Below are 26314 nucleotides of genomic sequence, written 5' to 3'. Positions count from 1 at the left end.
CCGGGGCCGCCTGAGGTCCGCCGCCGCGGACGGCACGGCCCGCCACCGGGCCGCGCCAATCTCCGCGGCGCGCGCGTGCCGCGCTACTGCTGGCGGCGCTGTTCCAGTTCGCGCAGGCACTGGGCGACGCCGGCCTGCATCTGGGCATTGGACACCGCGGCGCGGTCCGAGACTTCGCGGCAACGCACGTACTCGGCCTGGCTCTCGGGCGAATCGCGGATCACGACCGGCGGCGCGGCGTTGGGATCGGGCGTCACGGTCATGCGCAAGGTGGAAGGCGGCGACAGGCTGCCGTCCTTGGAACGCTGGCTGGGATACTGGTATTCCTGCGTGACCGGCGCCGCGCTCTGCGCCTGCGCCGCGCCGCCCAGGCAGGCCAGGGCCAGCAGGACGGCGGTGATCGGGAGTTTCTTCATGTCGACCTCTCTTCGTTGAGCGCGCGCCCGGGCCCGATACTCGGCACGGTGGCGCGCCGGTCTATCGTAGCCGCGGGCGCGGCCGCGGAAGGTGCCAAGACGCTACGCGGGCGATGAGATTTGTTTCTTGCGGTTTCCCGCGGCCGCCTCAGCGCGGCGCCGGCGGCTTGCCGGGCGGCTTTCGTAAAGGCGCCAGTAAGGAAGCGAGGCCGTTGTGGTCCAGCTCGTGCATCAGCGCCAGCAAACGCCCCAGCTCGCCCGGCGGAAAGCCCTTGCGCGCGAACCAGGCCAGGTACGGGCCCGGCAGGTCGGCGATCAGCCGCCCCTGGTACTTGCCGAAAGGCATGGCGCGCGTCACCAGCAGCTGCAGCAGTTCGGGATCCATGCGCCCTACCTTGCCGGCGCGGCGCCGAACGCGATGTCGGCGGCGGGCACGGCGGCGATCTTCACGCCGAAGCTGGAGATCGACGACAGCGTGGCGTTATGGTGCGCGCGGATCTGCGCGCCGGGCGCGTGCGCCTTGTCCTGGGTGGTGTGGGCGTCGGCCGCCAGCGTCACCGGATAGCCCAGCGCCGCGGCGCGGCGCACGGTGGTGTCGACGCAGAACTCGCTGGCGTAGCCGCACACCACCAGGTGCGTGGCCCCGGCCCGCGACAGCGCGTCCGCCAGGCCGGTGCGCAGGAACGAGTCCGGCGTGGTCTTGTAGACGCGGGCATCGCCCTCGGCCGGCCGCAGCCGCGTATCCAGCTGCCAGCCCGGCTCGCCATGCGCCAGCGGGCTGCCGGGCGCCTCATGCTGCACGTAGATGACGGGCACGGCCGCGGCGCGGGCGCGCTCGGCCAAGTCGTTGATGCGCGCCAGCACGGCGCCGGCGTCGGCGGGTTCGGGCGTGGTCTCGAACAGGGCGCGTTGCACGTCGATCACGATCAGGGCGGACTTCATGGTTTCCTCGTTCAGTGGCGGACTAGCCGCATTCGGCGCCTTGCGTCGCCGGCGGCCAGATGCGGGCGTACATCCAGAAGTGGCGCGGCTCGCCGCGCACCTGGCGGTAATGGTGCAGCAGCCCCTCGCGCTGGAAGCGGCAGCGCTCCAGCACGCCGGCCGACGCGACATTGGTATCGAGCACCGCGCGAGCCAGGCCCAGCGTCTGCAAGGCCCAGCCGGTGACCGCCTCGCACGCCTGCGAGGCAATGCCGCGGCGCCAATGCGATGGCGCCAGGTCGTAGGCGATCTCGGCGCGGCGCGCGCCCGGCGTGATCTCGTTCAGGCCGATGGTGCCGATCAGGCGGTCATCGGCCTCGACGATCGCCAGGCGCATCGCGCGCGTGGCGACCGGATCCTCGTAGCCCCGGATCAGCCCGGCCAGCGCGTCCGCGCCGTCCAGTTGCCAGCTGGTGTGGCGGGTCACGTTGTCGTCGTTGAGATAGGCGTGCCAGGCGGCGGCATCGGCGTCGCGCAGGGGGCGCAGGCGCAGGCCGGCGATGCCCAGGTCGGGAGCCTGCCGGGACCAGTCGGCGAGAGGAAGGGACATGATGCGAAAGGCGTTGAAAAGGAAGCGCCGGCGCATGCTTGCCCCGGCCGTCCACAGCTTAACAGGCTCGCGCCGCTCAGAAGTCCAGGCGCCCCTTCAGTTCGCCGAACGGCACCATGACGTGTTCGCGATAGGCGGGGCGTTGTTGCAGCCGCTCGTACCAGGCGCGCACGTTCGGCAGCGGCGCGTGGGCGATGTCCAGCTCGTAATAGCGGTACAGCGCGGTGGCCGCGGGAATGTCGGCCAGCGTCAGCGCCTCGCCGCCCAGATAGGGTTGCGTGGCCAGCACGGCGTCCAGCTGGCGCAGGCAGGCGTGCGTGTTCGCCAGGGCGCGGTCGATGGCGGCCAGGTCGCGCTGCGGCTCGGGGGTGCGGTAGTAGCCCCAGAACACGCCCACCAGGAACGCCGGCTGCAGCGCCGTCTGGGCCCAGTCCATCCAGCCGTCGGCGCGCGCGCGCCGCGCCGGATCGGCCGGCCAGAAAGCCTCGGCGCCATGGCGCGCGGCCAGATAGCGCAGGATCGCGTGGGACTCCCACACCACCGTGTCGCCCTCGCGCAGCAGCGGCACCCGGCCATGCGGATTCATCCGCAGGAACTCGGGCGTATCGAGCAGGCCGTGCTGGCCGCCGGCCAGCACGTGTTCATAGGTCAGGCCCAGTTCGCCCGCCAGCCACAAGACCTTCTGCACGTTGAAGGAACTGCGCCGGCCCCAGATCGTCAGCATTGCAAACCCTTTTCAAATGACGGCGTCAGCCGGCCACGACGATGCGCGGCTCGCACAGCACCGGGAAATTCACCGAATTGGCGATATAGCAGAAATGATGGGCGCGAGCGTGCAGCGCTTCGGCCAGGCCGGCATCGCCGCCCGCGGCGATGGAGACCTCGGGCCGCAGCGTGACCGAGGCGAAGGCGCCGCCGCGCTCGGGGTCTTCGCGCATGACGCCGTGGGCGTCGTCGCGGTAGGCCGTGACGATGATGTTCTCGACCGCGCACAGGTGCAGGTACCAGAGCTTGTGGCAGGCCGATAGCGAGGCCACCAGCAGGTCCTCGGGATTCCAGCGCGCCGGGTCGCCGCGGAACGCGGGATCGGCCGAGCCGGCGATATCGGGCTTGCCCGGCGACTGGATCACGTGGTCGCGGGCATATGCGGTGTAGCTGGCGGTGCCCTTGCCGGTATTGCCGGTCCAGGTCACGCCGACGTCGTAATGGTGTTCGCCTTTCATTGCGGCTTCCTCGCGGCGCGCCACGCCGGCGCGCAAAGATCGCTAGCGTAGCGCATGCGCCACGCGTCGGGAATGGGACGGCGACGCGCGCTATCCCGGCACGGTGTCCGGATAGGCCGGAACGCCCGGCCCATGATCGAGCCACGGCACGTCGTGGGCGGTGTGGATGTGCGCGAGCGGCCGCGCGCCGGGATCGTCGTCCAGCGTCGCCACGCGCAGGATCACCTGCGGCTGCGCCACCCAGTGCGCCATCAGGTGCGCGCCGCAGCGGGTGCAGAAATGGCGGATCTTGCCGGGCGACGATTCATAAGCGCCCAGCGCGTCCGCGCCGCGGGTCCAGCGGAAATCCTCGCGCGCCACCCGCGCGGTCGAGGCGAACGCGGCCGCATGCGCCTTGCGGCAGGTGACGCAATGGCAATGGACGATGGGCCCGGCCAGGCGGTCCGCCTCGTAGGCCACGGCGCCGCACAGACAGCTTCCTTGCATGATGACGCTCCTTCGCGCCCGCGGCACGATGCCGCGGGCCTGCCGATGAGCGTAACGCGGGCCGGCGCACCGCGCCGCGCCGATACGGCCAGGATGACGGGCGGCGGCGGACAGGCGCGGCCGCCAGGCGCCGTCGCGGCGCCGCCGTGGCAACGGCCCCACGCGAGCGCGCGACGCCTTGCCTTTACATCCCGTTTCAGCAAGGATGGGCATGCGTCCGTATCGTGGGCGCACCGCTACACAGGAGCTCGCCATGATGAAAACCACCTTGACCTGCACCCTGACAGTCGCCCTGCTTGCCGGCTGCGCCCCTTCCCGACACACGGCCGCCGTACCCGTGGACAACCACACGGCGCGCGACTCGCTGGACTGGCCCGGCAGCTACGAAGGCACCTTGCCCTGCGCCGACTGCCCCGGCATCCGCACCCGCCTGACGCTGATGAAGGATGGCCGCTACGAGCGCACCACCCAGTACCTGGACCGCCAGCCGCAACCCGAAGCGGTGGCCGGCACCTTCAACTGGGAATCGGACGGCAGCACCATCCGGCTGGACGCCTCCGGCGACAGCCAGCGCTACTTCGTCGCCGAGAACCAGGTGATCATGCTGTACCGCGACGGCACCCGCCCCACCGGTCCGCTGGCGCCGCACTACGTGCTGCGCCGCGCGCAATAGCGCGGCGTCACCGGCCGCGCGCCGGCGGCGGGCCTCGCGCCCAGCCGTCGGCGCCGCGGACAGCACGCAAGCGCCCCGCTTCCGGCTATTCTCTGGGCTGCACATGCCGCGCCGCCGCGACACCGGCGGCGCCCCCCGAGGAAGGAAGATCCATGAAGACCGATCACGAACTGCTCGACGCGTTTGCCCCGACGGGCACGCTGCGCGCCTCCATCAACCTGGGCAACCCGATCCTGGCCAACAGCCATCCCGGCACCGGCGCGCCCGGCGGCGTGTCGGTCGACCTGGCCACCGAGCTGGCGCGCCGGCTGGATGTGAAGCTGGAACTGGTGGTGTTCAAGTCCGCCGGCGAATCGGTCAACGCGGTCGCCGCCGAGCAGGCCGACGTGGGCTTTTTCGCGATCGACCCGCTGCGCGGCGAGCAGATCGCCTTCACCGCGCCGTACGTGGTGATCGAGGGCGCCTATCTGGTGCGCGACGATTCGCCCATCACCCGCATGGAAGAAGTGGACCGCGCCGGCCAGCGCGTGGTGGTCGGCAAGGGCAGCGCCTACGACCTGTACCTGACGCGTGAGATCAAGCACGCCGAGTTGTTCCGCGCGCCCACCTCGCCCGCGGTGGTCGACACCTTCGTGCAGGAAAACATGGAGGTGGCCGCCGGCGTCAAACAGCAGCTGCAGGCCGACGCCCAGCGCCTGGGCGGCCTGCGCCTGCTGGACGGCCACTTCATGCTGATCCGCCAGGCCATGGGCGTGCCCAAGAGCCGCGGCGCCAAGGCCAGCGCCTACCTGGCCGCTTTCGTCGAAGCCATGAAGAAAAGCGGTTTCGTCGCCGAGGCATTGGCGCGCCACAAGATCCAGGGCGCCGCCGTGGCGCCGCTGGAAGCCGCGCCGCAATAAAAAAAGCGAGGCGGCAGCCTCGCTCGATGGCTCGTCGCCGGCGTCAGTGGCTGATCATCCAGGGCCGCGAACCGGCGAAGGACTTGGCGCCGTCGGCCGTGGTGCGGGTCTTGCCGGACGTGCGTCCGCCCGAACAACAACCGCAGTTCATGCCGTGTCCGGCACGCGAGCTGCGCGGTTCATTGGCGCTGCGTTCGTTGGCGGCATGGGCGCGGTTGACGGCCGACGACAGCGCCGAGATCGCGGGCGCGCCGCCGACGATGCGGTGCGAGGCGGCCCCACATTGCGGGCAGTCGGCCGGATCGCGCCATTGCGCCAGCGGCCGCAGCGCCGCGAACTCGCCGCAGCCGGCGCAGGCGTAGTCATACATGGGCATGTCGGTCTCCCTGGTCCCGGCCTCAACGGTCGCGCGACAAGGGCATGTCGACGCCGCCCTTGATGTGCTTGACCGGCCCCGACGCCGACGGCTGGATGTCGAAATCGAAGATCTCGGTCGGCAGCCACAGCGTGGCGCAGGAGTTGGGAATATCCACCACCCCGCTGATATGCCCCTGCACCGGCGCACAGCCCAGGAGCGAATAGGCCTGCGCCCCCGAGTAGCCGAATTTCTTCAGGTACTCGATGGCGTTGAGGCAAGCCTGCCGATAGGCCACGTTCACGTCCAGGTAGTGCTGCTTGCCGCCCTCGTCCACCGAGATGCCCTCGAAGATCAGGAAGTCCTTGTAGGCCGGCGTGATCGGGCTGGGCTTGAAGATCGGGTTGCGGATGGCGTACTTGTCCATGCCGCCCTTGATCAGCGTGACGCGCATGTGCACCCAGCCGGCCATCTCGATGGCGCCGCAGAAGGTGATCTCGCCGTCGCCCTGCGAGAAGTGCAGGTCGCCCACCGACAGGCCGCCGCCCTTGACGTAGACCGGGAAGAACACCCGCGCCCCGCGCGACAGATCCTTGATGTCGCAGTTGCCGCCGTGCTCGCGCGGCGGCACGGTGCGCGCGCCCTCGCCCGCCGCGCGGTCGCGGTCGGCGCCCTGCAGCGCACCCATGTGCGCGGTCTTGGGGGCTGGCGGATTGGCCAGCGGCGGCACGCGGTTCGGGTTGGTGTCGATCAGCGCCTGCTCGCGCTGGTTCCAGGTGTCCAGCAGCTTCCTGTCGGGCAGGCAGCCGATCAGGCCGGGATGGATCAGGCCGGCGAAGTTGACGCCCGGAATGTGCCGCGACGAGGTGAACATGCCGTGGAAATCCCAGATGGATTTCTGCGCATGGGGGAAATGGTCGGTGAGAAAGCCGCCGCCGTTGTTGCGGCTGAAGAAGCCGTTGAAGCCCCACAGGCTGTCGGGCTTGGCGCCGATGTCCAGCAGGTCCACCACCAGCAGGTCGCCGGGCTCCGCGCCTTCGACGCCGACCGGGCCGGACAGGAAGTGCACGGTCGACAGGTCGACATCGCGCACGTCGTCGGCGCTGTCATCGTTCTTGATGGCGCCGCCGGTCCAGTCGTAGGTTTCCAGGATGAAATCGTCGCCGGGCTTGACCCAGACGGCCATCGGGATGTCCGGATGCCAGCGGTTGTGGATCTGCTTGTTCTCGTAGGGGGACTGGGTCAGGTCGACCTGGATGAGGGTGTCGGTCATTCTCTTTCATCTCCAACGTAACGTGTTGATAAAACAGAACTTCAGCCGGAGGGCGCGTCCGATTGCCCGTGGGAGGATCGGATCTTCGATTCCTTGACGTGTGAACGATGGTAGACGCGTTCGGAGCGATTGCCATACTGGTTTTCCATGCAGCATGGCGGTCGCCTTCACGCCGCCTGCCCGCGCCGCCGCGCGAGGCGATACGCTCAATCTTGACGCAACCTGAAACCTGCGCTTACCATTCATCGACCTAAAAGCGCCCATCTGGCGCCAAAGCGGCTTAACGCGGCGGTTTGGGATGCCAACGCGCGCACCCCAGCCGCCCCCCCCTGCGATCGCGGTTCCTGCCGCCTCTCCACGCACGCCCCTCCATGGTTGCCTCTGTCGTCATCCTCGGCATGCTCTGCGTGCACCTGTTCTGCTTCTGCGCCATGTTCCTGCTGATCAGCACCCGGCTGGGCGGCAGGAAGATGGGCACGGACGTGTTCGCCGCCGGCCACCTGCTGCTGGGCGTGGCCTACATCCTGCAATTGCTGGGCGCCGAGCCGGGCTGGGGCGCGATGAATTTCCTCAACCACACCCTGACCCTGTGCGCCCCGGTCGCGTATGTGTTCGGGGCGCTACGGTTTTTCAACCGCCCCATCCCCGTGCTGTACCCCATGCTGGCGCTGGCCATTTTCTACACCGCGCTGCAAGTGCTGGTGCAGGCGGCGTGGGGCACGGAGGCGCGCCATGCGCTGCTGGCGGCCTCGTGCGCCCTGCTGTTCCTGGCGATGACGCTAGGGCTGCTGTACGGCGCGCGCACCTTCGCGCGCGACCTGCGCCTGGAGATGATCGTCTTCGCCATCCTGGTGGGCGGCATCTGCGGCCTGAACGCGGCGAAGTTCATGCTGATCCTGAAGGGCGGCATGCCGGCCCTGGACATGCAGGGCCAGTTCCAGACGGTGTTCTACATCTATATGTCATTCCTGGGCACGGTGCTGCCGCCGGCCGTGGTCTGGCTGATCCTGCGGCGCCTGACGGATGAACTGCGCACCATGGCCACGCGCGATCCGCTCACCGGCCTGCTGAACCGGCGCGGCCTGATGGACGGACTGGAGGCGCACTTCCGAGTCCGCCACGCCGCGCCTTCGCACCTGCTGATCGTGGACATCGACCGCTTCAAGCAGATCAACGACACCTACGGCCACCAGACCGGCGACCAGGTCCTGAGCCGGGTGGCGCGGGTGCTGCAGGACACGGTGCGCCAGGGCGACCTGGTGTGCCGGCTGGGCGGCGAGGAGTTCGTGGTGGTGGCGCTCAACAGCGACCGGGACGGCGCCCTGCACCTGGCCGAGCGTCTGCGCGCGGCGATTGCCCACAGCCAGGTACCGGGCGGCCGCCCGCATGGCCCCATCCGCTGCACGGCCACCATCGGCGTGTCACAGCGCTTTGCCAGCACGCAGGTGCTGGACGACATCATGCATCAGGCCGACGCGGCGCTGTACCGGGGCAAGATGTCCGGACGCAACCGGGTGGAGTGGGCGGGCGAGGCAATGGCCCTGCCCCTGGCGGCGCAGGCCTCCGCCTGAGGCCCGCGAGGCCCGGCAGTTATGATGCGCCCATCGCATTTCGCGGCCCCGCCGCGCCGGAAGCCCCTGTCCATGATCCCGACCCGCCCTCTGTCCGCCCTGCTCCTGCTCGCCTGTGCCCTGCCGCTGGGCGCCGCTCATGCGGCCGAGGAATGCGTAGCGCGGTTCGACGCCAGCGTCGCCCGCTACCAGGAGGCGGTGAAAGTGCAGAAGGGACGCGAGACCGCCAACTGGCAGGAGCTGAACGCGCCGCTGTGCCAGGGCCGGCTGGACCTGCTGGACATGGAGTTCGCGCTGGTCGACGACTACGAGCAATGCGCGCGCGACGGCGGCAAGTTTCCCGAGAAGACCGTGAGCGCGATGCAGAGCCAGCCGGACGACCTGGCCGCGCGCAAGAGCGCCTGGATCGACACCTGCGGCCCCTACATGAAGCAATAGCGCGGCCGCCACGCGGCGAGGGCGGCGCCCCCGCGCGGCATGGCGGTCCGCCGCCTCAGGCGACCACCGCCGGGGCGGGCCGCGGGAAGAAGATGGCGCGGCCGGGATCGAAGTCGTAGCGGTCTTCGAACTCGGTCGCATCGGCGGCCAATGCCAGCACCGAATCGAGGATGAAGTCGGCCTTGGCGTCGGACAGCAGCACGCTGAAGTTCAGGCGGATGAAGCCCGGCTTTTCGATCTCGCGGCCATCGAGAATGGCCTGGCGCATGCGCGCCGACTCGGCCTCGTCGATCTCCAGCAGGTGGTGCACGTACGGGCCGGCGCAGGCGCAGCCGCCGCGCGCCTGGATGCCGAAGCGATCGCTCAGCATGCGCGTGACCAGTTGCTGGTGGACATGGCCGCCCTGGCCGTTGCGCACGCGGAAGGAGAAGATCGGCAGGCGCGGGGCGCTCAATGAACCCAGCAGTTCCAGGCGGGGATCGTCCTGCCAGCGGGCCAGCGCGCGCTGCACGAAGGCGGCGTTGCGCCGCGCCATGAGGTCGGCGCCCAGCGCTTCCTTGACCAGCAGCACCAGCGCGGCGCGGATGTCGCCGACCACGTTGGGCGTGCCGGCCTCTTCGCGCGCCTCCAGGCTGGCGCTGTAGTCATGGCCGCCGGGCGAAACGAACTTGACGGTACCGCCGCCCGGGAAGGTGGGCGTCGCCACGGCCACCGCGTCGCGGCGCACGATCAGGATGCCGGACGCGCCGGGGCCGCCGATGAACTTGTGCGGCGAGAACACGATGGCGTCGATGGCCGCGTCGGCCGCCGGGGTCATGCGCATGTCCAGGTACGGCGCGCCGCCGGCATAGTCCCAGACCATCCTGGCGCCGGCGCGCTTGACGCGACGGGTGATGGCTTCGACGTCGGCGACGATGCCGGTGACGTTGGAGGCGGCCGACAGCGCGCAGATGACCAGCGTGTCGTCGGGCGCGCGCAGCGCCGCGTCCAGCTCGGCCAGGTCCGGGCCGCCCCGCGGGCTTTCGGCCAGCGCGACGATGTCGGCGCCGCATTCGCGCCAGGGCAGGATGTTCGAATGATGCTCGTAGGGGCCGATGACGACCCGCACCTTGCGGCCTGCCGCCAGCGCGGCCGGCACGCCGAACAGGTGCACCAGGCGGTTGATGCCCATGGTGGCGCCCGAGCCGGAGAAGATCACGGCATGCTCGTCGCCCGCGCCGCAGCAGCGGCCGACCACGGCGCGCGCCTCGCGCCGCAGGCGCGTGATGAAGCCGCCGCAGAACGAGGCCTCGGTGTGCGAATTGGCGTAGTACGGCAGCACGTGCTCAAGGACGAAGCGCTCGACCTGCATGAGCGCGCGGCCCGAGGCCACGTAGTCGGCGTAGACCAGCGGCTTGAGACCGAAGGGGCCTTCGATGACGGCGTCCTTGCCGATCAGGCCATCGGCCAGGCTGGCGACGATATCGGGGGATTGCAGGGATTGCTGGAACTGGCGCAACGGCCCTGTGGTGGCCGGGGTCGCTTGGGTAGACATGGTGTGGATACGGGAATGCGGCGGGTGGAAAGTCAGCGAAATATCATACGATGGAAGGAATTTTTAAACTTCACCTAAATTTTCCTTAAAATCGTCAAAAACAGATCATTTGAACGACACCATGGAAAAAATTGACAAGTTTGATCTGAATATCATTTCCTGCCTGCAACGCGAGGGCTCGCTGTCGCAGCGCGAGCTGGCCGATCGGGTCGGTTTGTCGCAGAACGCCTGCTGGCGCCGGCTGCAGCGGCTGAACGCCTGCGGCATCATCCGCGGCACCCGCGCCGAGGTGAATCTGGTCGCGCTGGGACTGGACCTGACGGTGTTCGTGATGATCCGCACCAGCCATCACGCCAAGGAATGGGCCGACGGCTTCCGCAAGCATGTGGAACGCCTGCCCGAGGTGACCGGGTTCTATCGCATCGGCGGCGACTGGGACTACCTGATCCAGGTGGTCTGCCGCGGCATCGCGGGGTACGACCGCTTCTATCAGAAGCTGATCACCGATTTCGAGCTGTCCACCGTGACGGGCTTTTTCAGCATGGAAGCCATCATCGAGAACCGGCCGCCCGACCTCGGGCTGCTGCACGAGTCCGCGGGCACGACATAGCCATGGCCAGCGCGGGGATCGCCGCGGCTTGAATGACTTGCAGTGATGACAACCAGGGCGGCTTATATCCACGGGTTATCCCGGATGCCTGCATATCCACAAATCGTCAATAATTCGCCAACGTTTTATTGTCGATCCGTCCCCAACTGCCGCCCATGTCTGTTTCCGTCCGGGACGCCATTGTTTCCTCCTCCCATCTCGCCTCGTCCGCCCCGGAGCTGTCCGAGGTGGAGTTCGGCCTGATCATCGCCTCGCACGCCTTCAATCGCTGGATGGTCCGCTGCATGGCCTGTGCCGGGCTGCCCGAACTGACCTCGCTGGACATCCTGGTGCTGAACCACGTGTTCCATCGCGGACGCGGCAAGAAACTGGCGGACATCTGCTTCACGCTCAATGTCGAAGACACCCACCTGGTGAACTATTCGCTCAAGAAGCTGGAGCGGCTGGGCGTGGTGCAAAGCGCCAAGACCGGCAAGGAAGTGGTCTACACCACCACCGACGCCGGCGCGGCCGCGATCCAGCGCTACGCCGAAGTGCGCGAGCAATGCCTGGTGAAACCCTTCATCGACTCCCCCGCCGCGGACGATGCCAGCCACCAGCTGGCCAATACCCTGCGCGCCCTGTCGGGCCTGTACGACCAGGCCGCCCGCGCCGCCACCTCGCTGTGAGAATCCACGTTGTCTAGCATTCCCGCCCCTTCCGCCCAGCCGCTACTCTCCGTGCGCGGCGTCTCGGTGGACTTCAATACCGAAAACGGCGTGTTCCGCGCCGTCGAGAACCTGGACTTCGACGTGCGGCCGGGCAAGACGCTGGCCATCGTCGGCGAGTCCGGCTCGGGCAAGTCGGTGACGTCCATGGCCATCATGCGGCTGACGGACTACAACAACGGCCGCATCGCCACCGGCAAGATCCTGCTGCGCGACAGCGACGACCGCGAGGTCGACCTGACCGCCGCGTCCGACGAGCGGATGCGCGCGATCCGCGGCAACGACATCGCCATGATCTTCCAGGAGCCGATGACCTCGCTGAACCCGGTGTTCACCATCGGCGACCAGATCATCGAGGCCATCATGCTGCACCAGCAGCTGTCGCGCTCGGCCGCCCGCAAGGCGGCGCGCGCGCTGCTGGAGAAGGTGCGCCTGCCGGACGCCGAACAGCTGCTGGACCGCTACCCGCACCAGTTGTCGGGCGGCATGCGCCAGCGCGTGATGATCGCGATGGCGCTGTCGTGCCAGCCGCGCCTGTTGATCGCCGACGAACCGACCACCGCGCTGGACGTGACGATCCAGGCGCAGATCCTGAACACCATCCGCGAACTGCAGCGCGACCTGGGCACGGCCGTGATCTTCATCACCCACGACATGGGCGTGGTGGCCGAGATGGCCGACGACGTGGTGGTGATGCTGCGCGGCAAGAAGGTCGAGCAGGGCCCGGTGGAAGAGATCTTCCGCGCGCCCAGGCATCCCTATACCCGCGCCCTGCTGGCCGCCGTGCCGCGCCTGGGCAGCCTGACCGGCCGCGACCTGCCGCTGCGCACGCCGCAGACGGTGCTGGAAGGCGACACGCTGCGCGAAGTGGGCGAGACCCGCGAGCAGGACACGGCGCGCTACGACGAGCCGGTGCTGCGCGTCGAGAAGCTGACCACGCGCTTTGACGTCGGCCACAACCTGTTCGGCCGCGTCACCCACCGCGTGCACGCGGTCGAGGAAGTGAGCTTCGACGTCTACCCCGGCGAAACGCTGGCGCTGGTGGGCGAATCGGGCAGCGGCAAGTCGACCATCGGCAAGACCCTGCAGCAGCTGGTGGCGCCGACCTCGGGCGCGGTGCGCTACAACGGCCAGGACATCTTCTCGATGGACGCCGCCGGCCGCCAGCGCCTGCGCCAGGAGATCCAGTACATCTTCCAGGATCCTTACGCCTCGCTGGACCCGCGCAAGACCGTGGCCTTCAGCATCGCCGAGCCGATCCGCACCCACCGCCTGCTGAGCGACGAAGCCGCCATCGCGCGCCGCGTCGGCGAGCTGCTGGAACAGGTGGGCCTGAAGCCCGAGCACGCGCGCCGCTATCCGCACGAGTTCTCGGGCGGCCAGCGCCAGCGCGTCTGTATCGCGCGCGCCCTGGCCAGCGACCCCAAGCTGATCATCGCCGACGAATCGGTGTCGGCGCTGGACGTGTCGATCCAGGCGCAGATCCTGAACCTGCTGATGGACCTGCAGAAGGACCGCGGCCTGTCGTACCTGTTCATCACCCACGACATGGCGGTGGTGGAGAAGGTCAGCCACCGCGTGGCGGTGCTGTACCTGGGCCAGATCGTCGAGCTGGGCACGCGCCGCCAGATCTTCGAATCGCCGCAACACGCCTACACCCGCAAGCTGCTGGCCGCCGTGCCGGTGGCCGAGCCCGGCCGCCACATCGACACCTCGCTGATCGAGGGCGAGATCCCCAGCCCGGTGCGGCGCGTGGGCGACGAGCCGGCGATCATTCCCCTGGTTGAATTCGCGCCCGGCCACCGCGTGGCCCGCGCCGCCTGACCCCCACTTTTCCACGTCGGCCCGGCCGATTTCCCGTCCCTGGAGTTGAACATGCTCTCCCTACGCAAAACCTTCACCGCCACCGCCCTGGCCCTGGCGCTGGGCGGCGCGCTGCCCGCGGTCCTGTCGACCGCGCACGCGGCCGGCACGCTCAACGTCGCCATCAACCAGGATCCGGGCAGCTGGGATCCGATCGACACCTTCGTGACCTTCTGGGGTTCGGTCGGCAGCAACCTGTACGACGGGCTGACCATGCGCGGCGCCGACCTGAAGCTGCAGCCGGGCCTGGCCACCAAGTGGGAATACCTGGACGACAACAAGCGCCTGCGCTTCACGCTGCGCCAGGGCGTCAAGTTCCACAACGGCGAGCCGTTCAACGCCGAGGCCGTCAAGTTCACCTTCGAGCGCCTGCTGGGCGCGGAAGGCGCCAAGGGCCCGCAGAAGTCGAACTACGACTCGATCGGCGAGGTCAAGGTGGTGGACGAGTACACCGTCGACTTCATCCTCAAGCAGCCCGACCCCGTGCTGCTGACCAAGCTGGCCGGCTACGGCGCCATGATCGTGCCGCCCAAGTACATCCAGGAAAAGGGCGAGGAGAACTTCAACACCCATCCGGTCGGCACCGGCCCGTTCAAGTTCGAGAGCTACCAGCCCAAGGTCAACGTGACCCTGGCGCGCAATGACGACTACTGGGGCGGCAAGCCCAAGCTGGACAAGGTGGTCTACCGCTTCATCAGCGAACCCGGCACCCAGGTCGCCGAACTGCAGGCTGGCCGCGTCGACATCGCCACGCTGATCCCGCTGGGCCTGATCGAGACGGTCAAGAAGTCCGGCAACGCCGACGTCATCTCGACCGGCGGTCCGGTCGCCTTCGCGCTGCGCTACAACACCAAGAACGGCATCACCCAGAACCGCGACGTGCGCCGCGCGCTGATCATGGCGGTGGACCGCGACACCATCGTCAAGCAGCTGCTGCTGGGCCAGGCCAAGACCATCGCCAGCTTCCAGGGCCCGCAGTCGTTCGGCTACAACCCCGAGCAAAAGCCGCTGCCCTTCAACCCCGCCGAAGCCAAGAAGCTGCTGGCCGGCGCCGGCATCAAGCCGGGCGCGACGGTGCAGATCGACGTGCGCGGCAGCGATTCGAACTTCCGCGAAGTGGCCCAGGCGGTGTCGGGCTATCTGCAGGCGGTGGGCGTGCGCGCCACCATCAAGCCGTATGAGACCGGCGTGCTGCTCAACGACATCATCCCCGGCGGCAAGACCGGCGAGATGTGGCAGAACCAGTGGGGCGGCTGGACCTACGACTACGACAACACGGCCTACCTGATGTACCACTCGGGCCAGAAGTGGAATCCGTACGACAACGATCCCAAGCTGAACGCCATGCTGGAAGCGCAGCGCACCGTCTATGACGTGAAGAAGCGCGAAGCCATGCTGCAGGAGATCGCCGGCTACGTGGCCGACCAGGCGCTGGAACTGCCGCTGTACAGCCTGAACACCATCGTCGGCGTGAACAAGCGCGTGAAGGGCCTGGAAGTGCCGGGCGACATCCGCTTCCGTTTCCTGGAAACGACGGTGGAGTAGAGCCCACCCCCGAAGCGCTGCGCGCTTCCCCCTCAAGGGGGCATGCCTGCGGACCGGCGGAGCCGGATCCGCGGCATCCCGCCAGGGGGGGGGCGATGCCTGATTGGGTGTCGCGATGTTTTTGAAGCATTTGACGCATTAACCCTACTGATTCGCCGGGGCGAAAGCCCTGGCGGAGCCTCATGACCGGATTTCTGATTAAACGCGTGTTGCAGGCGGTCTTCGTGATCGTGGCCGTGACGCTGCTCGTCTCCTATGCCGTGCGCCTGACCGGCGACCCCGCGCTGATGCTCAGCCAGGGCTCGGGCAGCGTCACCGAGCAGGACCTGGCCAACATCCGCCAGGCGCTGGGCCTGAACCGGCCGTTCCACGAGCAATACCTGAGCTACATGCAGGGCCTGCTGCACGGCGACTTCGGCCGCAGCTTCATGGGCGGCACCTCGGTCGCCAAGCTGATCGGCGACGCGCTGCCGGCCACGCTGATGCTGGCGTTCACCTCGCTGATCGCCTCGATCCTGATTTCGCTGCCGCTGGGCATCCAGGCCGCCATCAAGCGCGGCAAGCCCACCGACCAGGCGATCCGCATCCTGTCGCTGGTGGGGCTGTCGTTCCCCAACTTCTGGCTGGCGCTGATGCTGGTGCTGCTGCTGTCGATCACCTTCCCGCTGCTGCCGCCGTCGGGCTGGAGCGGTCCGGCCAGCCTGGTGCTGCCGTCGCTGACCATGGCGATCATCCTGTCGGCCACCAACATCCGCCTGGTGCGCACCACCATGCTGGAAACGCTGTCGGCCCAGTACATCATGGTGGCGCGCAGCAAGGGCCTGAAGGAGCGCATCGTGCTGTACAAGCACGCGCTGCGCAACTGCGCCATTCCGCTCATTACCTACCTGGGACTGCAGTTCGGCGGCCTGATCGGCGGCATCGTCGTCATCGAGATGGTGTTCAACTGGCCCGGCCTGGGCACGCTGGCGTTCGACGCCATCTCCGGCCGCGACTACCCGGTGCTGCAAGGCACGGTCACCGTGCTGGCCGCCGTCATCGTCCTGGTCAACCTGATCGTCGACATCGCCTACGGCATCGTCGATCCCCGTATCCGCACGCGGTGAGCCCCATGCAGACCACTACTTCCCCCGCCGCTCCCAAGGCCGTCAAGCCGCGCAGCCGCTACCGCTCGCTGGAATTCGTGCTGGGCGCCGTGCTGACCGGCGTCATGATCGTCCTGGTGCTGGCCTCGGGCTGGCTGTTCCCCGATGGCGGCGAGTCCATGGACCTGACCGCCCGCCTGATGGCGCCCTTCAACAGCGCGGCCCACCTGTTCGGCACCGACCCGCTGGGCCGCGACGTGCTGGCGCGCGTCATCGTCGGCGGCAAGATCTCGCTGCTGGTCGGCTTCGCGTCCGTGCTGGGCGGCGCCCTGCTCGGCATCATCATGGGCCTGATCGCCGGCTACTACCGCGGCTTCTGGGACATGATCGTGATGCGCTTCGCCGACGTGCAGCTGGCGCTGCCGTTCATCCTGGTGGCCATCACCTTCATCGCCATCCTCGGCGGCGGCCTGTTCAACGTGATCTTCTTCATGATCATCTCGCAATGGGTGCAGTATGCGCGCCTGGTGCGGGCCCAGGTGCTGGCGCTGCGCGAACGCGAGTTCGTGCTGGCGGCGCGCGCCTTCGGCGTGCGCGACCTGGCCATGATCCGCCATCACATCGTGCCCAACCTGCTGGGCCCGCTGGTGATCCTGATGACGCTGAACGTCGCCAACAACATCCTGCTGGAAAGCAGCCTGACCTTCCTGGGCCTGGGCGTGGATCCCATGATCCCGAGCTGGGGCGGTATGCTGGCCGATGGCCGCACCTACATGCAGACGGCGTGGTGGGTGAGCGTGTTCCCCGGCCTGGCGATCATGTTGACCGTGCTGGGCCTGAACCTGCTGGGCGACTGGCTGCGCGACCGTCTGGACCCGACTGGAAAAATCTGAAGATCATGGCACTGCTGGAAAAGACATTCGACCGCACCCTGGACGCCTGGATCCACGCCTACAAGGCCCCCGCCTGGCGCGGCGCGGCGGTGGAAGGCTGGCTGTTCGAGGGCGTCGACGCGCGCCGCGAGGCCGAGGCGCGGCTGGCGCAGGCCGGCGTGACGGCGCGTTTTCGCAGCGCCTACAAGCCGCTGCTGCACTACTTCCTGGAAGAGGTCGAGCGCGATGGCCTGACGGCGGTCGAGCTGCGCTACCCGCTGCATGAGCACGCCCAGGCCAAGCGCTTCACGCTCGAGGCCTATCCCCTGGTGGCGCTGCTGCCGGGCGTGCGCGTGACGATGAAGCCGGGCGCGTCCGACCTGCACTACGACGTGGCCCTGGCCTACGCCGACGGCAGCCGCCGCGAGACGCGCGTGTTCGCCCCCAACCAGCTCGGCCAGGCGCAGGACGGCACGCCCGAGCTGTCGCCCACCGGCTGGCTGCGCGTGCGCGACGCCAACGGCGCCGTGCAGACCGACGCGGCCCAGGCCACCGAATACCAGCAGGCCTTCCGCAGCATCGTCGACACGGTGCGCAACCATCCCTGGGGCGCGCACGAACCGTACTTCGACCGCCTGGAAATCCGCGTCGACCTGCCCGGCATGGACTTCGCGCTGCCGGTCGACGAGGAAATCGTCAGCACCTTCGAGGCGCTGCACGAGGACCTGTACTTCACGCTGCTGGAACACTTCCAGCATCACTCCGGCCGCCCCTCCGGCGACCGCGGCCTGCAACCCGGCCAGATCATTCCGGACGTCCGCCGCCACGACGGCGCGGCGCGAGTGCTGGTGACGCTGGAGCCCTTCGCGCCGCCGGCGCCCGTGACGCCCGCGGCGCTCGACGCGCCGCTGGCCGAATTGCGCCAGCCGCTGGCGGCCGCGCAGATCGCCGGCTGCATGGCCGCGCTGGGCGGCGACGCCTTCCAGGCCGTCTCGCGCCAGGGCCGCCCGGTGCTGGGCACCTACCTGCGCGGCACCGGCCCGGCGGTCTTCATCTCGGGCGCGCAGCACGCCAACGAAACCTCCGGCGTGGTCGGCGCGCTGCGCGCGGCGCAGGCACTGAAGGCGCGCGGCGACGCCCACTTCGCGCTGATCGCCTCCGAGAACCCGGACGGCTACGCGCTTTTCAACCGCCTGCGCGAACAGCATCCGCGCCACATGCTGCACGCCTCGCGCTACAGCGCGCTGGGCGATGACATCGCCTACCGCGAACACGCGCCGTTCTTCGAACGCGAGGGCCGCCACCAGGCGCACGCCATCAGCGGCGCGCAGCTGCACATCAATCTGCACGGCTACCCGGCCCACGAGTGGACCCGCCCCCTGTCGGGCTACCTGCCGCGCAATTTCGAGCTGTGGACCATCCCCAAGGGCTTCTTCCTGGTGCTGCGCCACCATCCGGGCTGGAGCGAGCGCGCCCGCCGCCTGATCGAGGGCGTGACGGCGCGGCTGGCCCGCAACGTGCCCGGCCTGGTCGAATTCAACGCGCGCCAGCTTGAACTATTCCACGCGCACGCGCTCGAAACCGGATTCGATGTGCTGAACGGCATCCCCGTGCAGGTCACGGAAACCGACCGCGAAGAGCTGCCGATGGCGCTGATCTCCGAGTTTCCGGATGAAACCGTGTACGGGGACCGCTTCGTTTTCGCGCATACTGTGCAAATGGAAACCGTCCTGGCGGCGACCGACATCCACCGCGCCGGACACTGACGCCCCTTCCTGACATGAACATCCGAGAACGCAACCACGGCGACGACCTCGCCCTGGTGGATATCTGGCTCCGGTCGGTGCGCGCCACCCATACGTTCCTGACCGAAAAGGAAATCCAGGCCATGTACCCGCAGGTGCTCAACACCTACCTGCCGTCGGTGCGCGTCTGGGTCTGTGAGGACGATGCCGGCGAGGTCGCCGGCTTCATGGGCCTGAACGACAACAAGGTTGAGATGCTGTTCGTGGATGCCAACAAGCGCGGCAAGGGCGCCGGACGCCGCCTGCTGAATTTCGCGCTGTCGCTGCACGGCAGCCTGCGGGTCGACGTCAACGAACAGAACCCGCAGGCCCATGGCTTCTACAAGCACTACGGCTTCGTGGACGTGGGCCGCTCGGAAACCGACGCCGCGGGGCGGCCGCGGCCGATCATCCATATGAAGCTGGCGGGCTGAGGCGGTCGCGCCGCCGGCACGGGCACCGGTCCGATGTGCGTGCTCGATATATCACCCAATTGACCGCGTCCCCTGTTGCTTTCCTCGCTGGCGTGGCGAATGATCCCAGCAAGCGCCATGGGACGGGCATGTTACGCTGCACTTATCGTGTAACACATGAGAACCGCACCATGAGCGACGCTACCTTTACCTTTCGGGTGGATGAAGCCTTGAAAAACGAGTTCGCCATGGCCGCCAAGGCCCGAGACCGCACCGGCGCGCAGCTTCTGCGCGACTTCATGCGGGAGTACGTCCAGCAACAACAGGAAGCGGCCCAGCATGACGCCTGGTTCCGCCGCCAGGTGCAAGCGGGCCTGGATTCCGCCAACGCCGGCCGCCTGGTGCCGGCCGCCGAGGTCGAAACCAAATTCGCAGCCCGTCGCGCCGCGACCCGTCGCCGGCTTGAAACACCCAAGTGAGGGCGCTGCGCTGGACGCCCGAAGCGATCCAGGACCGGGAAGCGATCTACGATTTCATCGAGGCCGACAACCCCGTTGCGGCGCTGATGCTTGATGAACTTCTTGAAGAGAAGGCGGGACGCCTGATCGATCATCCCGGCCTGGGTCGTCCCGGCCGTGTCGCGGGCACCCGGGAGCTGGTGGCGCACCCGAACTATCTATTGATCTACGACGTGACGAACGATCTCGTGCGCATGCTGCGTGTGCTGCATGCGGCCCGGCAGTGGCCAACGCCGGATCCATCATCTGAGAGTCGCTGAAGTCTCGTCGAGCGGCGGAATAAACGCCTGCCATCCGGCATCAAAACAAGACTACTTCAGGCCGTCATTGGGCCTGGAAGGACTGCGCCAACCCGATAATAAAAATCATTCTTCAAGGGTGGACAAACCGTGATCCTACGGTCACCCGCGGCACGGTGATTTCTGCATGAGCGTCCTGGCCTACTCATCCCCTCCTTCGCTGGAAACGCTCTATTGCGACCATCACGGCTGGCTGCAGCGCTGGCTGCACCACCGCCTGGGCAACGCCGCCGACGCGGCGGACCTGGCCCACGACACGTTCGTCCGGCTGTTGGCCAAGCCGGTGAGCCGTGACTTCAGCAACGTCTGCCAGGCGCGCGCCTACCTGCGCACCGCCGCCGGCGGCCTGTGCGTGGACCTCTGGCGCCGTCGCGAGATCGAACAGGCGTGGCGGCAAACGCTGGCTGCGCAGCCCGAACCCATGGCGCCCTCGCCCGAGCATCAAGCCATCATCATCGAGACGCTGCTGGCAATCGGCGCCATGCTCGGCCGGCTGTCCCGGAAGGCGGCGACGGCGTTCATCATGGCGCAGGTGGACGGCGCGCCTTACCGCGATATCGCGGCCGGGCTGGACGTCTCGGAACGCATGGTCAAGAAATACATCGCCCAGGCCATGCTGCAATGCGCGTTGCTCGAGGCTGGACTAGCCGGCTGAAAGCCTCTCTCCCGCAGCGCCAGTGACCATCGCCAGTGGGTGACCACGCAAGTCGGCCTTGCCCCATTTGTAGGACAAGGACGGGTTCCCCTTTTGCGTCTCCCATTCGATTTAGACAGCAAGAGACTACGGCTGGACGGGCGTCGACTCCGCGCTGGCGGCACGGCATCGGCCGGACACGCCCGCCACCCGCTGCGCCCGCCGCCGATCGTCTCGCCGCTCGAAGAACCTTTGGAAAGACCGATTGATGCACCGTTCCGCCTTCCCCCGCATTCCGCCCCAACCCATGCCCCCGCGAACGCCGCGCCCCCACTGCCCACCTCACGCGCTGCGCTCAGTGGCGCTGGCGCTGAACCTGGCCGTCGCGGGCATGACGCTCGCCACGGCAAGCTGGACGCCGACCGCGCAGGCGCAGCCGGCCACCGCCCCGGCGCGGCGCTACGACATTCCCGCCGGACCGCTCAACACCGCCTTGACCCATTTCGCGCAAGAGGCCGGCGTGCTGCTCTCGGCGCCAGGGGCATTGACACAGCACAAGCGTGCCGCGGGCCTGTCCGCGACCATGACGGTCGAACAGGGTTTCGCCGAGCTGCTGCGGGGACAAGGGCTGGCCGCCGTGCGGCAGGCGGATGGCAGTTATGCGCTACGCCAGGCGCTGCCTGCGGACGACGCGGCCATCGGCACGCTGCCCGCGGTGCGCGTGACGGGCGCCCCTGAATCCCGGGCTCGTGCGCTGCCCGCCCCTTATGCGGGCGACCTGGTGGCCCGTGGAGGCCGCGTCGGCCTGCTGGGCAACAAGGACGTGATGGAAACGCCGTTCAGCACCACCAGCTACACATCGCGCATGATCGAGGACTGGCAAGCCGAGACGGTGGCGCAAGTGCTGCACGCGGATGCGTCGGTGCGGCAGACGTTCCCCGAAGCGGGGCCGACGGAGTTCTTCAACGTGCGCGGGTTCTACATGCCCAGCACGGACTTCGCCTGGAATGGCCTGTTCGGCCTGACGCCGGGCTTCCAGGTGGCAACGGAACTCCTTGAACGCATCGAGGTGCTCAAGGGCCCGGGCGCGCTGCTGTATGGCATGACGCCCGGCGGTTCCGTTGGCGGGGTCATCAACCTGGTGCCCAAACGGGCCGGCGACACGCCGCTGACACGCCTGACGGCCAAATTTTCCTCGGATTCGGAGCTGGGCGCGCACCTGGACATGGGGCGGCGCTTCGGACGCGACGACGCGTTCGGCATTCGCGTCAATGCCGTCAAGTCCGATGGCCGCACCCCCCTGGATGGCCAATCGAAGAACAAGGAATTGGGCTCGCTGGCGTTCGACTATCGCGGCGAACGCCTGCGCGTCGCGCTGGACGCCTACAGCATCGATGGCAGGACGCGCGGCGGCATGCCGCTCTTCACCACATTTGCCGGCAGCCAGATTCCCGACGCCCCGGATCCCAACCTCAACCCCCTGCCCGGCGCGCGAGCCTCGGAACACAGCAAGGCGCTCATCGCCTCGGCCGAGTTCGACTTCAACGATCAATGGATGGGGTTCGCCTCGGTCGGCACCAAGCGTCAAGGCAGTTCCGGCTACATGAACAACGCCCTGGGCAGAAACGCGCAACCCTCGGGCGCCTACATCGGCATGGCCAAGAACACGAGGAGCTTCTCCAATGCCAATGCGGCCGATGGCGGCATTCGCGGGCGTCTGCGCACCGGGCCGGTCGGACACGAGATCACCCTGAGCGGCAACGCCATTCGACAGACGGGTGGCGCGGTCCAGGGGCCGGTGACAATGTGGGCCTCGAACATCTATGCGCCCGCCCAACCAACGCTGACCGTGGGACCCGCCGCACTGCCCAAGTCGTCCGACAGCACCCTGAGCAGCATCGCCCTGGCCGACACGCTTTCGTTCCTGCAGGATGAATACCTGTTGACGCTGGGGGTGCGGCAACAGCGCGTGCGGACAAAGAACTATGCGCCCTCGGGCGCCGTGACCACCCGCTACGACGAACACGCCCTGACGCCCGCCATGGGCGTGGTCATCAAGCCATGGGCCGCGCCGGTCTCCGTCTATGCCAACTACATCGAAGGCCTGTCGCAGGGAGACCGGGTCACCGACGTCACCGCCGCCAATTTTGGCGAGGTGTTCCCGCCGTACCAGAGCAAACAGATGGAGGTGGGCGCCAAATGGGATGCCGGCGCGCTGCTCAATACCCTTGCCGTCTTCCAGATCACGCGCCCCAGTCTCATCAAGAACGGCGACAGCAACCGATACGCCCCCGACGGCGAACAACGCAACCGCGGCATCGAATGGAGCATTGCCGGCGAGGCGGCGAAAGGGCTGCGCCTGCTGGGCGGCGCGACTTACCTCAAGGCCATCAACACCAAGAGCAGCACCGGCCTGCTGGATGGCAAGACGGCCATCGGCGTTCCGAGCTGGCTGTTCAACCTGGGCGCGGAATGGGACATGCCGTCACTGCCAGGCCTGACCCTGCGAGCGGCCGCCATTTACACCGGCCAGCAATACGCGGACAGCGCCAACACGCAGAAACTGCCCGCCTGGACACGGCTCGATCTGGCCGCCCGCTATGCCACCCGCCTCGCCGCCCACAACGTGGTTTTCCGCGCGAGCGTGGAGAACGCGCTGGACAAGCGCTACTGGTCAGGCGCCTGGTATGGCTCCACCTCGGTCGGCACGCCGCGCACCGTCAAGTTGGCGGTCAGCGTGGATTTCTGACAGTCGGGGCGGCCGGTTGCCCGCGCATCCCGTTCCCGCGGCGGCGCGAACCGCCGCGGCAGCCCCGCCCGCTACCCCGCCTCGCCATGCCGCGCGCGCCAGGCCTTGAGCGCGGCGCGGTATTCGTCCATGGCTTCGTTGTAGGTGTCGTAGACGCAGGGGATACAGCCGCTGTTGCAGCATTCCTCGGGCGCGGGGGCCTCGGGCGGTATGGGCGGCGGATCGTCGTCGACGGGCGACGGGGTGTTCGGGGCAGTCGGGGAACTCATCCCCGCATGTTAGCGCTGATCGGCGTCCGCCAGCGCGCGCCATTGCTGGCGCCGGATTTCGTAGCGCAGCTTGCGCGCCTCGCCTTCGCCGGTGGTCTCGATCCAGCGCATGCCGCACTTTTCCATCACCCGCATCGACGCGGCATTGTGCTGCACCGCCACGGCGCTCAAGACGTCCACCGGCAGGCGCTCGAAGCCCAGCGTCAGCAGCGCGCGGGTGATCTCGGAGGCATAGCCGCGGCCCCAACAGGCGGGCGGAAAGGCATAGGCCACCTCGACCCGTTCGATCTTTCCCGCCAGCGCCAGCTTGAGCCCGGCGCGGCCCGCCAGCGCGCCGCTGTCGCGCTCGGTCAGCACGTACATGCCGTAGCCATGCTCGGCCCAGTGCAGCATGTTGTGCTCGACGTAGCGGCGGCTGGCGGCGGCGTCGCGGGTGCCGCCCATGGTCGCCATCAGGTCGGCATCGGCGTGCATGCCAATGATGAAAGGCAGGTGGGTCGGCAACATCCGCTCGGCGCGCAGGCGCTGGGTGACGAAGGATTCGGGCAACAGGGCGGACGGCATCATGGCGGGCGGCAGCCAGCGAAAGGGGTGCCTTGCATCATACCGAGCGGTGAGGCCCGTCACTATCCACCTTCCGCAGCGTGGACACCTGACGGTATCCGCCCGCCCCCCGCCATCGGGGCATCATCACCCTAGCCGCGCCGCAGGCCCAGGAAGCTCCAGTGCACGTCGGCGCGGTCCAGCATGTCTTCGCGCGTGACGCAGTGATGCGCCGACAGGCCATGGCCGGCCGCCAGCGCGATGGTCTCGTCGGCCGAGACGTCGAACATGCGCCGGCCCGACGGCACCGGGCCGTGGCGCAGCGACATCAGGATCTGGCCGCCGGGCGCCAGCAGGGCCGCCAGCGCCGCCATGCCACGGGCGCGCTCGTCCGCGTCCAGATGCATCCACACGGCGGTCAGCATGATGACGTCGAACGCGCGTCCCCGCAGGCCGTCCAGGTCCGGCAGCGCATCGTCGACCCATTCCAGGTTGGGCAGCGCGTGGCGCCGCTGGCCCTCGCGCCGCAGCTCGGGCGTGGGCTCGGCCGCCACCACCTGGTGGCCCATGCGGGCCAGCGCGGCGGCGTCGCGGCCCGAACCAGCGCCGATGTCGGCGATGCGCGACGGCGTGGACGGGATCAGGTGCGCCACGTCGCGATGGACGTCGGCGAAGGCGATGCTCTCGTACTGCGCGGCCAGGGCCGCGGCGTTCTCGCCGTAGCCCTGGGTGCCCGAGACCACCACCCCGTCAACGCCAATGGCTTGCGCGGGATCGGCGGCGCTCATTTGGCCTTGAGCGCGTCGTAGATGCGCTTGCCGACGCGGCCGTCCTGCGGCAGGTTGCGCTTTTCCTGTTCGGCGCGCACCGCGTCGCGGGTCTTGGCGCCGGGAATGCCGTCGGCGGTGCCGACGTCATAGCCGCGGGCGTTGAGCATCTCCTGCACTTCCTTGATCTGCGCGCGCGACAGGCCGGGGTCGTCCGTCGGCCAGGCCGTGGCCAGCGCCGGGCCGCCCTGCAGGCGGTTCAGCAGCAGCGACACCGCCAACCCGTAGCGGCGCGACTGGTTGTAGTGCAGGATCGCGTCGAAATTGACGGTGGCCAGGAACACCGGGCCCTTGGCGCCGGTGGGCGCGAACAGGTAGGCCTGCTGATCGTTGCCGCTGGCCAGCTTGAGCGCGGAACCGTCACCCTGCTTCAGGCCCGCCTGGGCCCACTGCGCGATGGTGCGGCGGTCCTGCGAGCCGACGTATTCGGCGTCGGGCGCGGGCGGAATGGCGGCGGCCACGTCGGCCGGCACGCGCACTTCCACCACCGCGGGCAGGCCATGGGTCCATTTGGCGCGGCGCTTGCGCAGGTGGTTGGCGGTCGAGGCCAGGGCGTCGGGCAGCGAGTTGTACAGATCGATCTTGCCGTCGCCATCGCCGTCGGCCGCCAGCTCGTAGAACGAGGTGGGGATGAACTGCGTCATGCCGAAGGCGCCGCTCCAGGAGCCGACGAAGTTGTCGGCCGGCACCACGCCGTCGCGCAGCAGGCGCACGGAGGCGTAGGCATTCTTTTCCCAGAGCGTCTTGTTCTCGGTGCAGGCGCGGGTCAGCCAGGCATTGAGCACGTCGGTCTTGCCGACCTGGCGGCCGTAGTTGGTCTCGATGCCGAAGATGGCGACCAGCGTGGCCGGGTCGACCTGGTATTGCTGGCTGATGTCGCCCAGCTGCTTGCCGTACTTGGCCAGCACCGCGCGGCCATCGGCCACGCGCTCGTCGTCGACGGTCTTGGCGATGTAGTCCCACCAGCTTTCGCGGCCCTCAGGCTGGCCCTGGGCCGACGCCACGGTGGTGGGCAGCAGCTTGGCCTTGGCGGTGTATTTGTCCCAGTCGGCCAGGGTCAGGCCGTTGGCGGTGGCGCCCTTGCGCAGCTTGGCGATACACGCCTTGGTGTCGAGCTCGGTCGGGATGATGACGGTGGGCGCGGCGGGGGCCGCGGTCGCGGCGGGCGCCTGGGCCGGCGCCGCGGCGGGCGCGGGA

General features: G+C 68.5%; 30 protein-coding genes. 16 read left to right on the top strand and 14 right to left on the bottom strand.

Features of this window, described 5'->3' with window-relative positions; genetic code table 11:
- Positions 1-83: 83 nt before the first annotated feature.
- The 7 genes from H0523_RS26650 to H0523_RS26620 form a co-directional block, all read right to left on the bottom strand.
- Positions 84-416, bottom strand: coding sequence for a hypothetical protein (locus H0523_RS26650; protein WP_054430255.1), 333 nt, complete (start codon positions 414-416; stop codon positions 84-86).
- Between the two features lie 148 nt (positions 417-564).
- The gene (locus tag H0523_RS26645) at positions 565-801 is read right to left on the bottom strand and encodes a DUF3820 family protein (RefSeq protein WP_054430257.1); all 237 of its coding nucleotides are present in this window, start codon (positions 799-801) and stop codon (positions 565-567) included.
- 5 nt (positions 802-806) lie between these two features.
- On the bottom strand, positions 807-1358 hold the full coding sequence (locus H0523_RS26640) for a cysteine hydrolase family protein (RefSeq protein WP_054430259.1): 552 nt from the start codon (positions 1356-1358) through the stop codon (positions 807-809).
- Positions 1359-1380: 22 nt separating this feature from the next.
- Positions 1381-1947 (bottom strand): GNAT family N-acetyltransferase, encoded by a 567-nt coding sequence (locus H0523_RS26635; protein ID WP_054430351.1) that lies wholly within the window; start codon positions 1945-1947, stop codon positions 1381-1383.
- A 76-nt stretch (positions 1948-2023) separates the two neighbouring features.
- Positions 2024-2671, bottom strand: coding sequence for a glutathione S-transferase family protein (locus H0523_RS26630; protein WP_054430261.1), 648 nt, complete (start codon positions 2669-2671; stop codon positions 2024-2026).
- A 25-nt stretch (positions 2672-2696) separates the two neighbouring features.
- Entirely contained in the window at positions 2697-3170 is a 474-nt protein-coding gene (locus H0523_RS26625; RefSeq protein WP_054430263.1) for an OsmC family protein, read from the bottom strand.
- Positions 3171-3260: 90 nt separating this feature from the next.
- Positions 3261-3656: a GFA family protein gene (locus H0523_RS26620; protein ID WP_054430265.1), complete on the bottom strand. Its 396-nt coding sequence runs from the start codon at positions 3654-3656 to the stop codon at positions 3261-3263.
- A gap of 253 nt (positions 3657-3909) precedes the next feature.
- On the opposite strand from H0523_RS26620, the gene H0523_RS26615 reads away from it, so the two are divergent.
- Both H0523_RS26615 and H0523_RS26610 read left to right on the top strand, forming a co-directional pair.
- Positions 3910-4329, top strand: coding sequence for a copper resistance protein NlpE (locus tag H0523_RS26615; protein ID WP_054430267.1), 420 nt, complete (start codon positions 3910-3912; stop codon positions 4327-4329).
- Between the two features lie 152 nt (positions 4330-4481).
- A complete protein-coding gene (locus tag H0523_RS26610) occupies positions 4482-5228 on the top strand; it encodes an ABC transporter substrate-binding protein (RefSeq protein WP_054430269.1) in 747 nt (248 codons plus the stop codon).
- Between the two features lie 43 nt (positions 5229-5271).
- Here the strand turns inward: H0523_RS26610 and H0523_RS26605 are convergent, their stop codons facing one another.
- Positions 5272-5604, bottom strand: a complete 333-nt coding sequence (locus H0523_RS26605; protein WP_054430271.1) for a zinc ribbon domain-containing protein — start codon at positions 5602-5604, stop codon at positions 5272-5274.
- Between the two features lie 22 nt (positions 5605-5626).
- Positions 5627-6856, bottom strand: coding sequence for a formamidase (gene fmdA, locus H0523_RS26600; RefSeq protein WP_054430275.1), 1230 nt, complete (start codon positions 6854-6856; stop codon positions 5627-5629).
- A gap of 371 nt (positions 6857-7227) precedes the next feature.
- On the opposite strand from fmdA, the gene H0523_RS26595 reads away from it, so the two are divergent.
- Both H0523_RS26595 and H0523_RS26590 read left to right on the top strand, forming a co-directional pair.
- Entirely contained in the window at positions 7228-8427 is a 1200-nt protein-coding gene (locus H0523_RS26595; RefSeq protein ID WP_054430277.1) for a GGDEF domain-containing protein, read from the top strand.
- A gap of 72 nt (positions 8428-8499) precedes the next feature.
- Complete coding sequence (locus H0523_RS26590; protein ID WP_054430352.1) at positions 8500-8865, top strand: hypothetical protein; 366 nt, start codon at positions 8500-8502, stop codon at positions 8863-8865.
- A 55-nt stretch (positions 8866-8920) separates the two neighbouring features.
- Here the strand turns inward: H0523_RS26590 and H0523_RS26585 are convergent, their stop codons facing one another.
- Entirely contained in the window at positions 8921-10399 is a 1479-nt protein-coding gene (locus tag H0523_RS26585) for an aminotransferase class V-fold PLP-dependent enzyme (protein WP_054430279.1), read from the bottom strand.
- A gap of 121 nt (positions 10400-10520) precedes the next feature.
- Here H0523_RS26585 and H0523_RS26580 point away from each other — a divergent pair, with 121 nt between their 5' ends.
- The 12 genes from H0523_RS26580 to H0523_RS26525 all read left to right on the top strand — a co-directional run bounded on the left by H0523_RS26580 (position 10521) and on the right by H0523_RS26525 (position 23478).
- On the top strand, positions 10521-11009 hold the full coding sequence (locus H0523_RS26580) for an Lrp/AsnC family transcriptional regulator (protein WP_197286771.1): 489 nt from the start codon (positions 10521-10523) through the stop codon (positions 11007-11009).
- 155 nt (positions 11010-11164) lie between these two features.
- Positions 11165-11677: a winged helix DNA-binding protein gene (locus tag H0523_RS26575; protein ID WP_054430353.1), complete on the top strand. Its 513-nt coding sequence runs from the start codon at positions 11165-11167 to the stop codon at positions 11675-11677.
- Between the two features lie 9 nt (positions 11678-11686).
- Entirely contained in the window at positions 11687-13540 is a 1854-nt protein-coding gene (locus tag H0523_RS26570; RefSeq protein ID WP_054430283.1) for an ABC transporter ATP-binding protein, read from the top strand.
- A gap of 51 nt (positions 13541-13591) precedes the next feature.
- Positions 13592-15124: an ABC transporter substrate-binding protein gene (locus H0523_RS26565; protein WP_054430285.1), complete on the top strand. Its 1533-nt coding sequence runs from the start codon at positions 13592-13594 to the stop codon at positions 15122-15124.
- A gap of 182 nt (positions 15125-15306) precedes the next feature.
- The gene (locus tag H0523_RS26560; RefSeq protein ID WP_006385014.1) at positions 15307-16230 is read left to right on the top strand and encodes an ABC transporter permease; all 924 of its coding nucleotides are present in this window, start codon (positions 15307-15309) and stop codon (positions 16228-16230) included.
- A 5-nt stretch (positions 16231-16235) separates the two neighbouring features.
- Complete coding sequence (locus H0523_RS26555) at positions 16236-17102, top strand: ABC transporter permease (RefSeq protein WP_054430286.1); 867 nt, start codon at positions 16236-16238, stop codon at positions 17100-17102.
- 5 nt (positions 17103-17107) lie between these two features.
- Positions 17108-18847: a M14 family metallopeptidase gene (locus H0523_RS26550; RefSeq protein WP_054430288.1), complete on the top strand. Its 1740-nt coding sequence runs from the start codon at positions 17108-17110 to the stop codon at positions 18845-18847.
- Between the two features lie 14 nt (positions 18848-18861).
- The gene (locus H0523_RS26545) at positions 18862-19299 is read left to right on the top strand and encodes an acetyltransferase (RefSeq protein WP_006396127.1); all 438 of its coding nucleotides are present in this window, start codon (positions 18862-18864) and stop codon (positions 19297-19299) included.
- Between the two features lie 170 nt (positions 19300-19469).
- Entirely contained in the window at positions 19470-19757 is a 288-nt protein-coding gene (locus tag H0523_RS26540) for a CopG family ribbon-helix-helix protein (protein WP_054430290.1), read from the top strand.
- Positions 19754-20056, top strand: coding sequence for a type II toxin-antitoxin system RelE/ParE family toxin (locus H0523_RS26535; RefSeq protein ID WP_054430292.1), 303 nt, complete (start codon positions 19754-19756; stop codon positions 20054-20056). The genes H0523_RS26540 and H0523_RS26535 overlap by 4 nt, the downstream gene beginning before the upstream one ends.
- 166 nt (positions 20057-20222) lie before the next feature.
- Positions 20223-20750 carry a sigma-70 family RNA polymerase sigma factor gene (locus H0523_RS26530; protein WP_054430294.1) on the top strand — a complete coding sequence of 176 codons (528 nt, stop codon included), beginning with the start codon at positions 20223-20225 and terminating at the stop codon, positions 20748-20750.
- A gap of 337 nt (positions 20751-21087) precedes the next feature.
- Positions 21088-23478 carry a TonB-dependent receptor gene (locus H0523_RS26525; protein WP_054430295.1) on the top strand — a complete coding sequence of 797 codons (2391 nt, stop codon included), beginning with the start codon at positions 21088-21090 and terminating at the stop codon, positions 23476-23478.
- A 71-nt stretch (positions 23479-23549) separates the two neighbouring features.
- Here H0523_RS26525 and H0523_RS26520 read toward each other — a convergent pair whose 3' ends face one another.
- The 4 genes from H0523_RS26520 to H0523_RS26505 form a co-directional block, all read right to left on the bottom strand.
- On the bottom strand, positions 23550-23747 hold the full coding sequence (locus H0523_RS26520) for an oxidoreductase-like domain-containing protein (protein ID WP_054430297.1): 198 nt from the start codon (positions 23745-23747) through the stop codon (positions 23550-23552).
- Positions 23748-23756: 9 nt separating this feature from the next.
- Entirely contained in the window at positions 23757-24314 is a 558-nt protein-coding gene (locus H0523_RS26515) for a GNAT family N-acetyltransferase (RefSeq protein WP_231690605.1), read from the bottom strand.
- A 128-nt stretch (positions 24315-24442) separates the two neighbouring features.
- Positions 24443-25078: a class I SAM-dependent methyltransferase gene (locus H0523_RS26510; protein WP_054430299.1), complete on the bottom strand. Its 636-nt coding sequence runs from the start codon at positions 25076-25078 to the stop codon at positions 24443-24445.
- Positions 25075-26314 (bottom strand): lytic murein transglycosylase (locus H0523_RS26505; protein WP_180180200.1); only part of this gene is annotated, 1240 nt, incomplete at its 5' end. The genes H0523_RS26505 and H0523_RS26510, both read right to left, overlap by 4 nt.

The organism is Achromobacter insuavis (assembly GCF_902859645.1).
GTDB lineage: Bacteria > Pseudomonadota > Gammaproteobacteria > Burkholderiales > Burkholderiaceae_B > Achromobacter > Achromobacter insuavis.
Note: the sequence above shows the minus strand (reverse complement) of the source record. Positions and strands in the feature narration are given on the sequence as shown.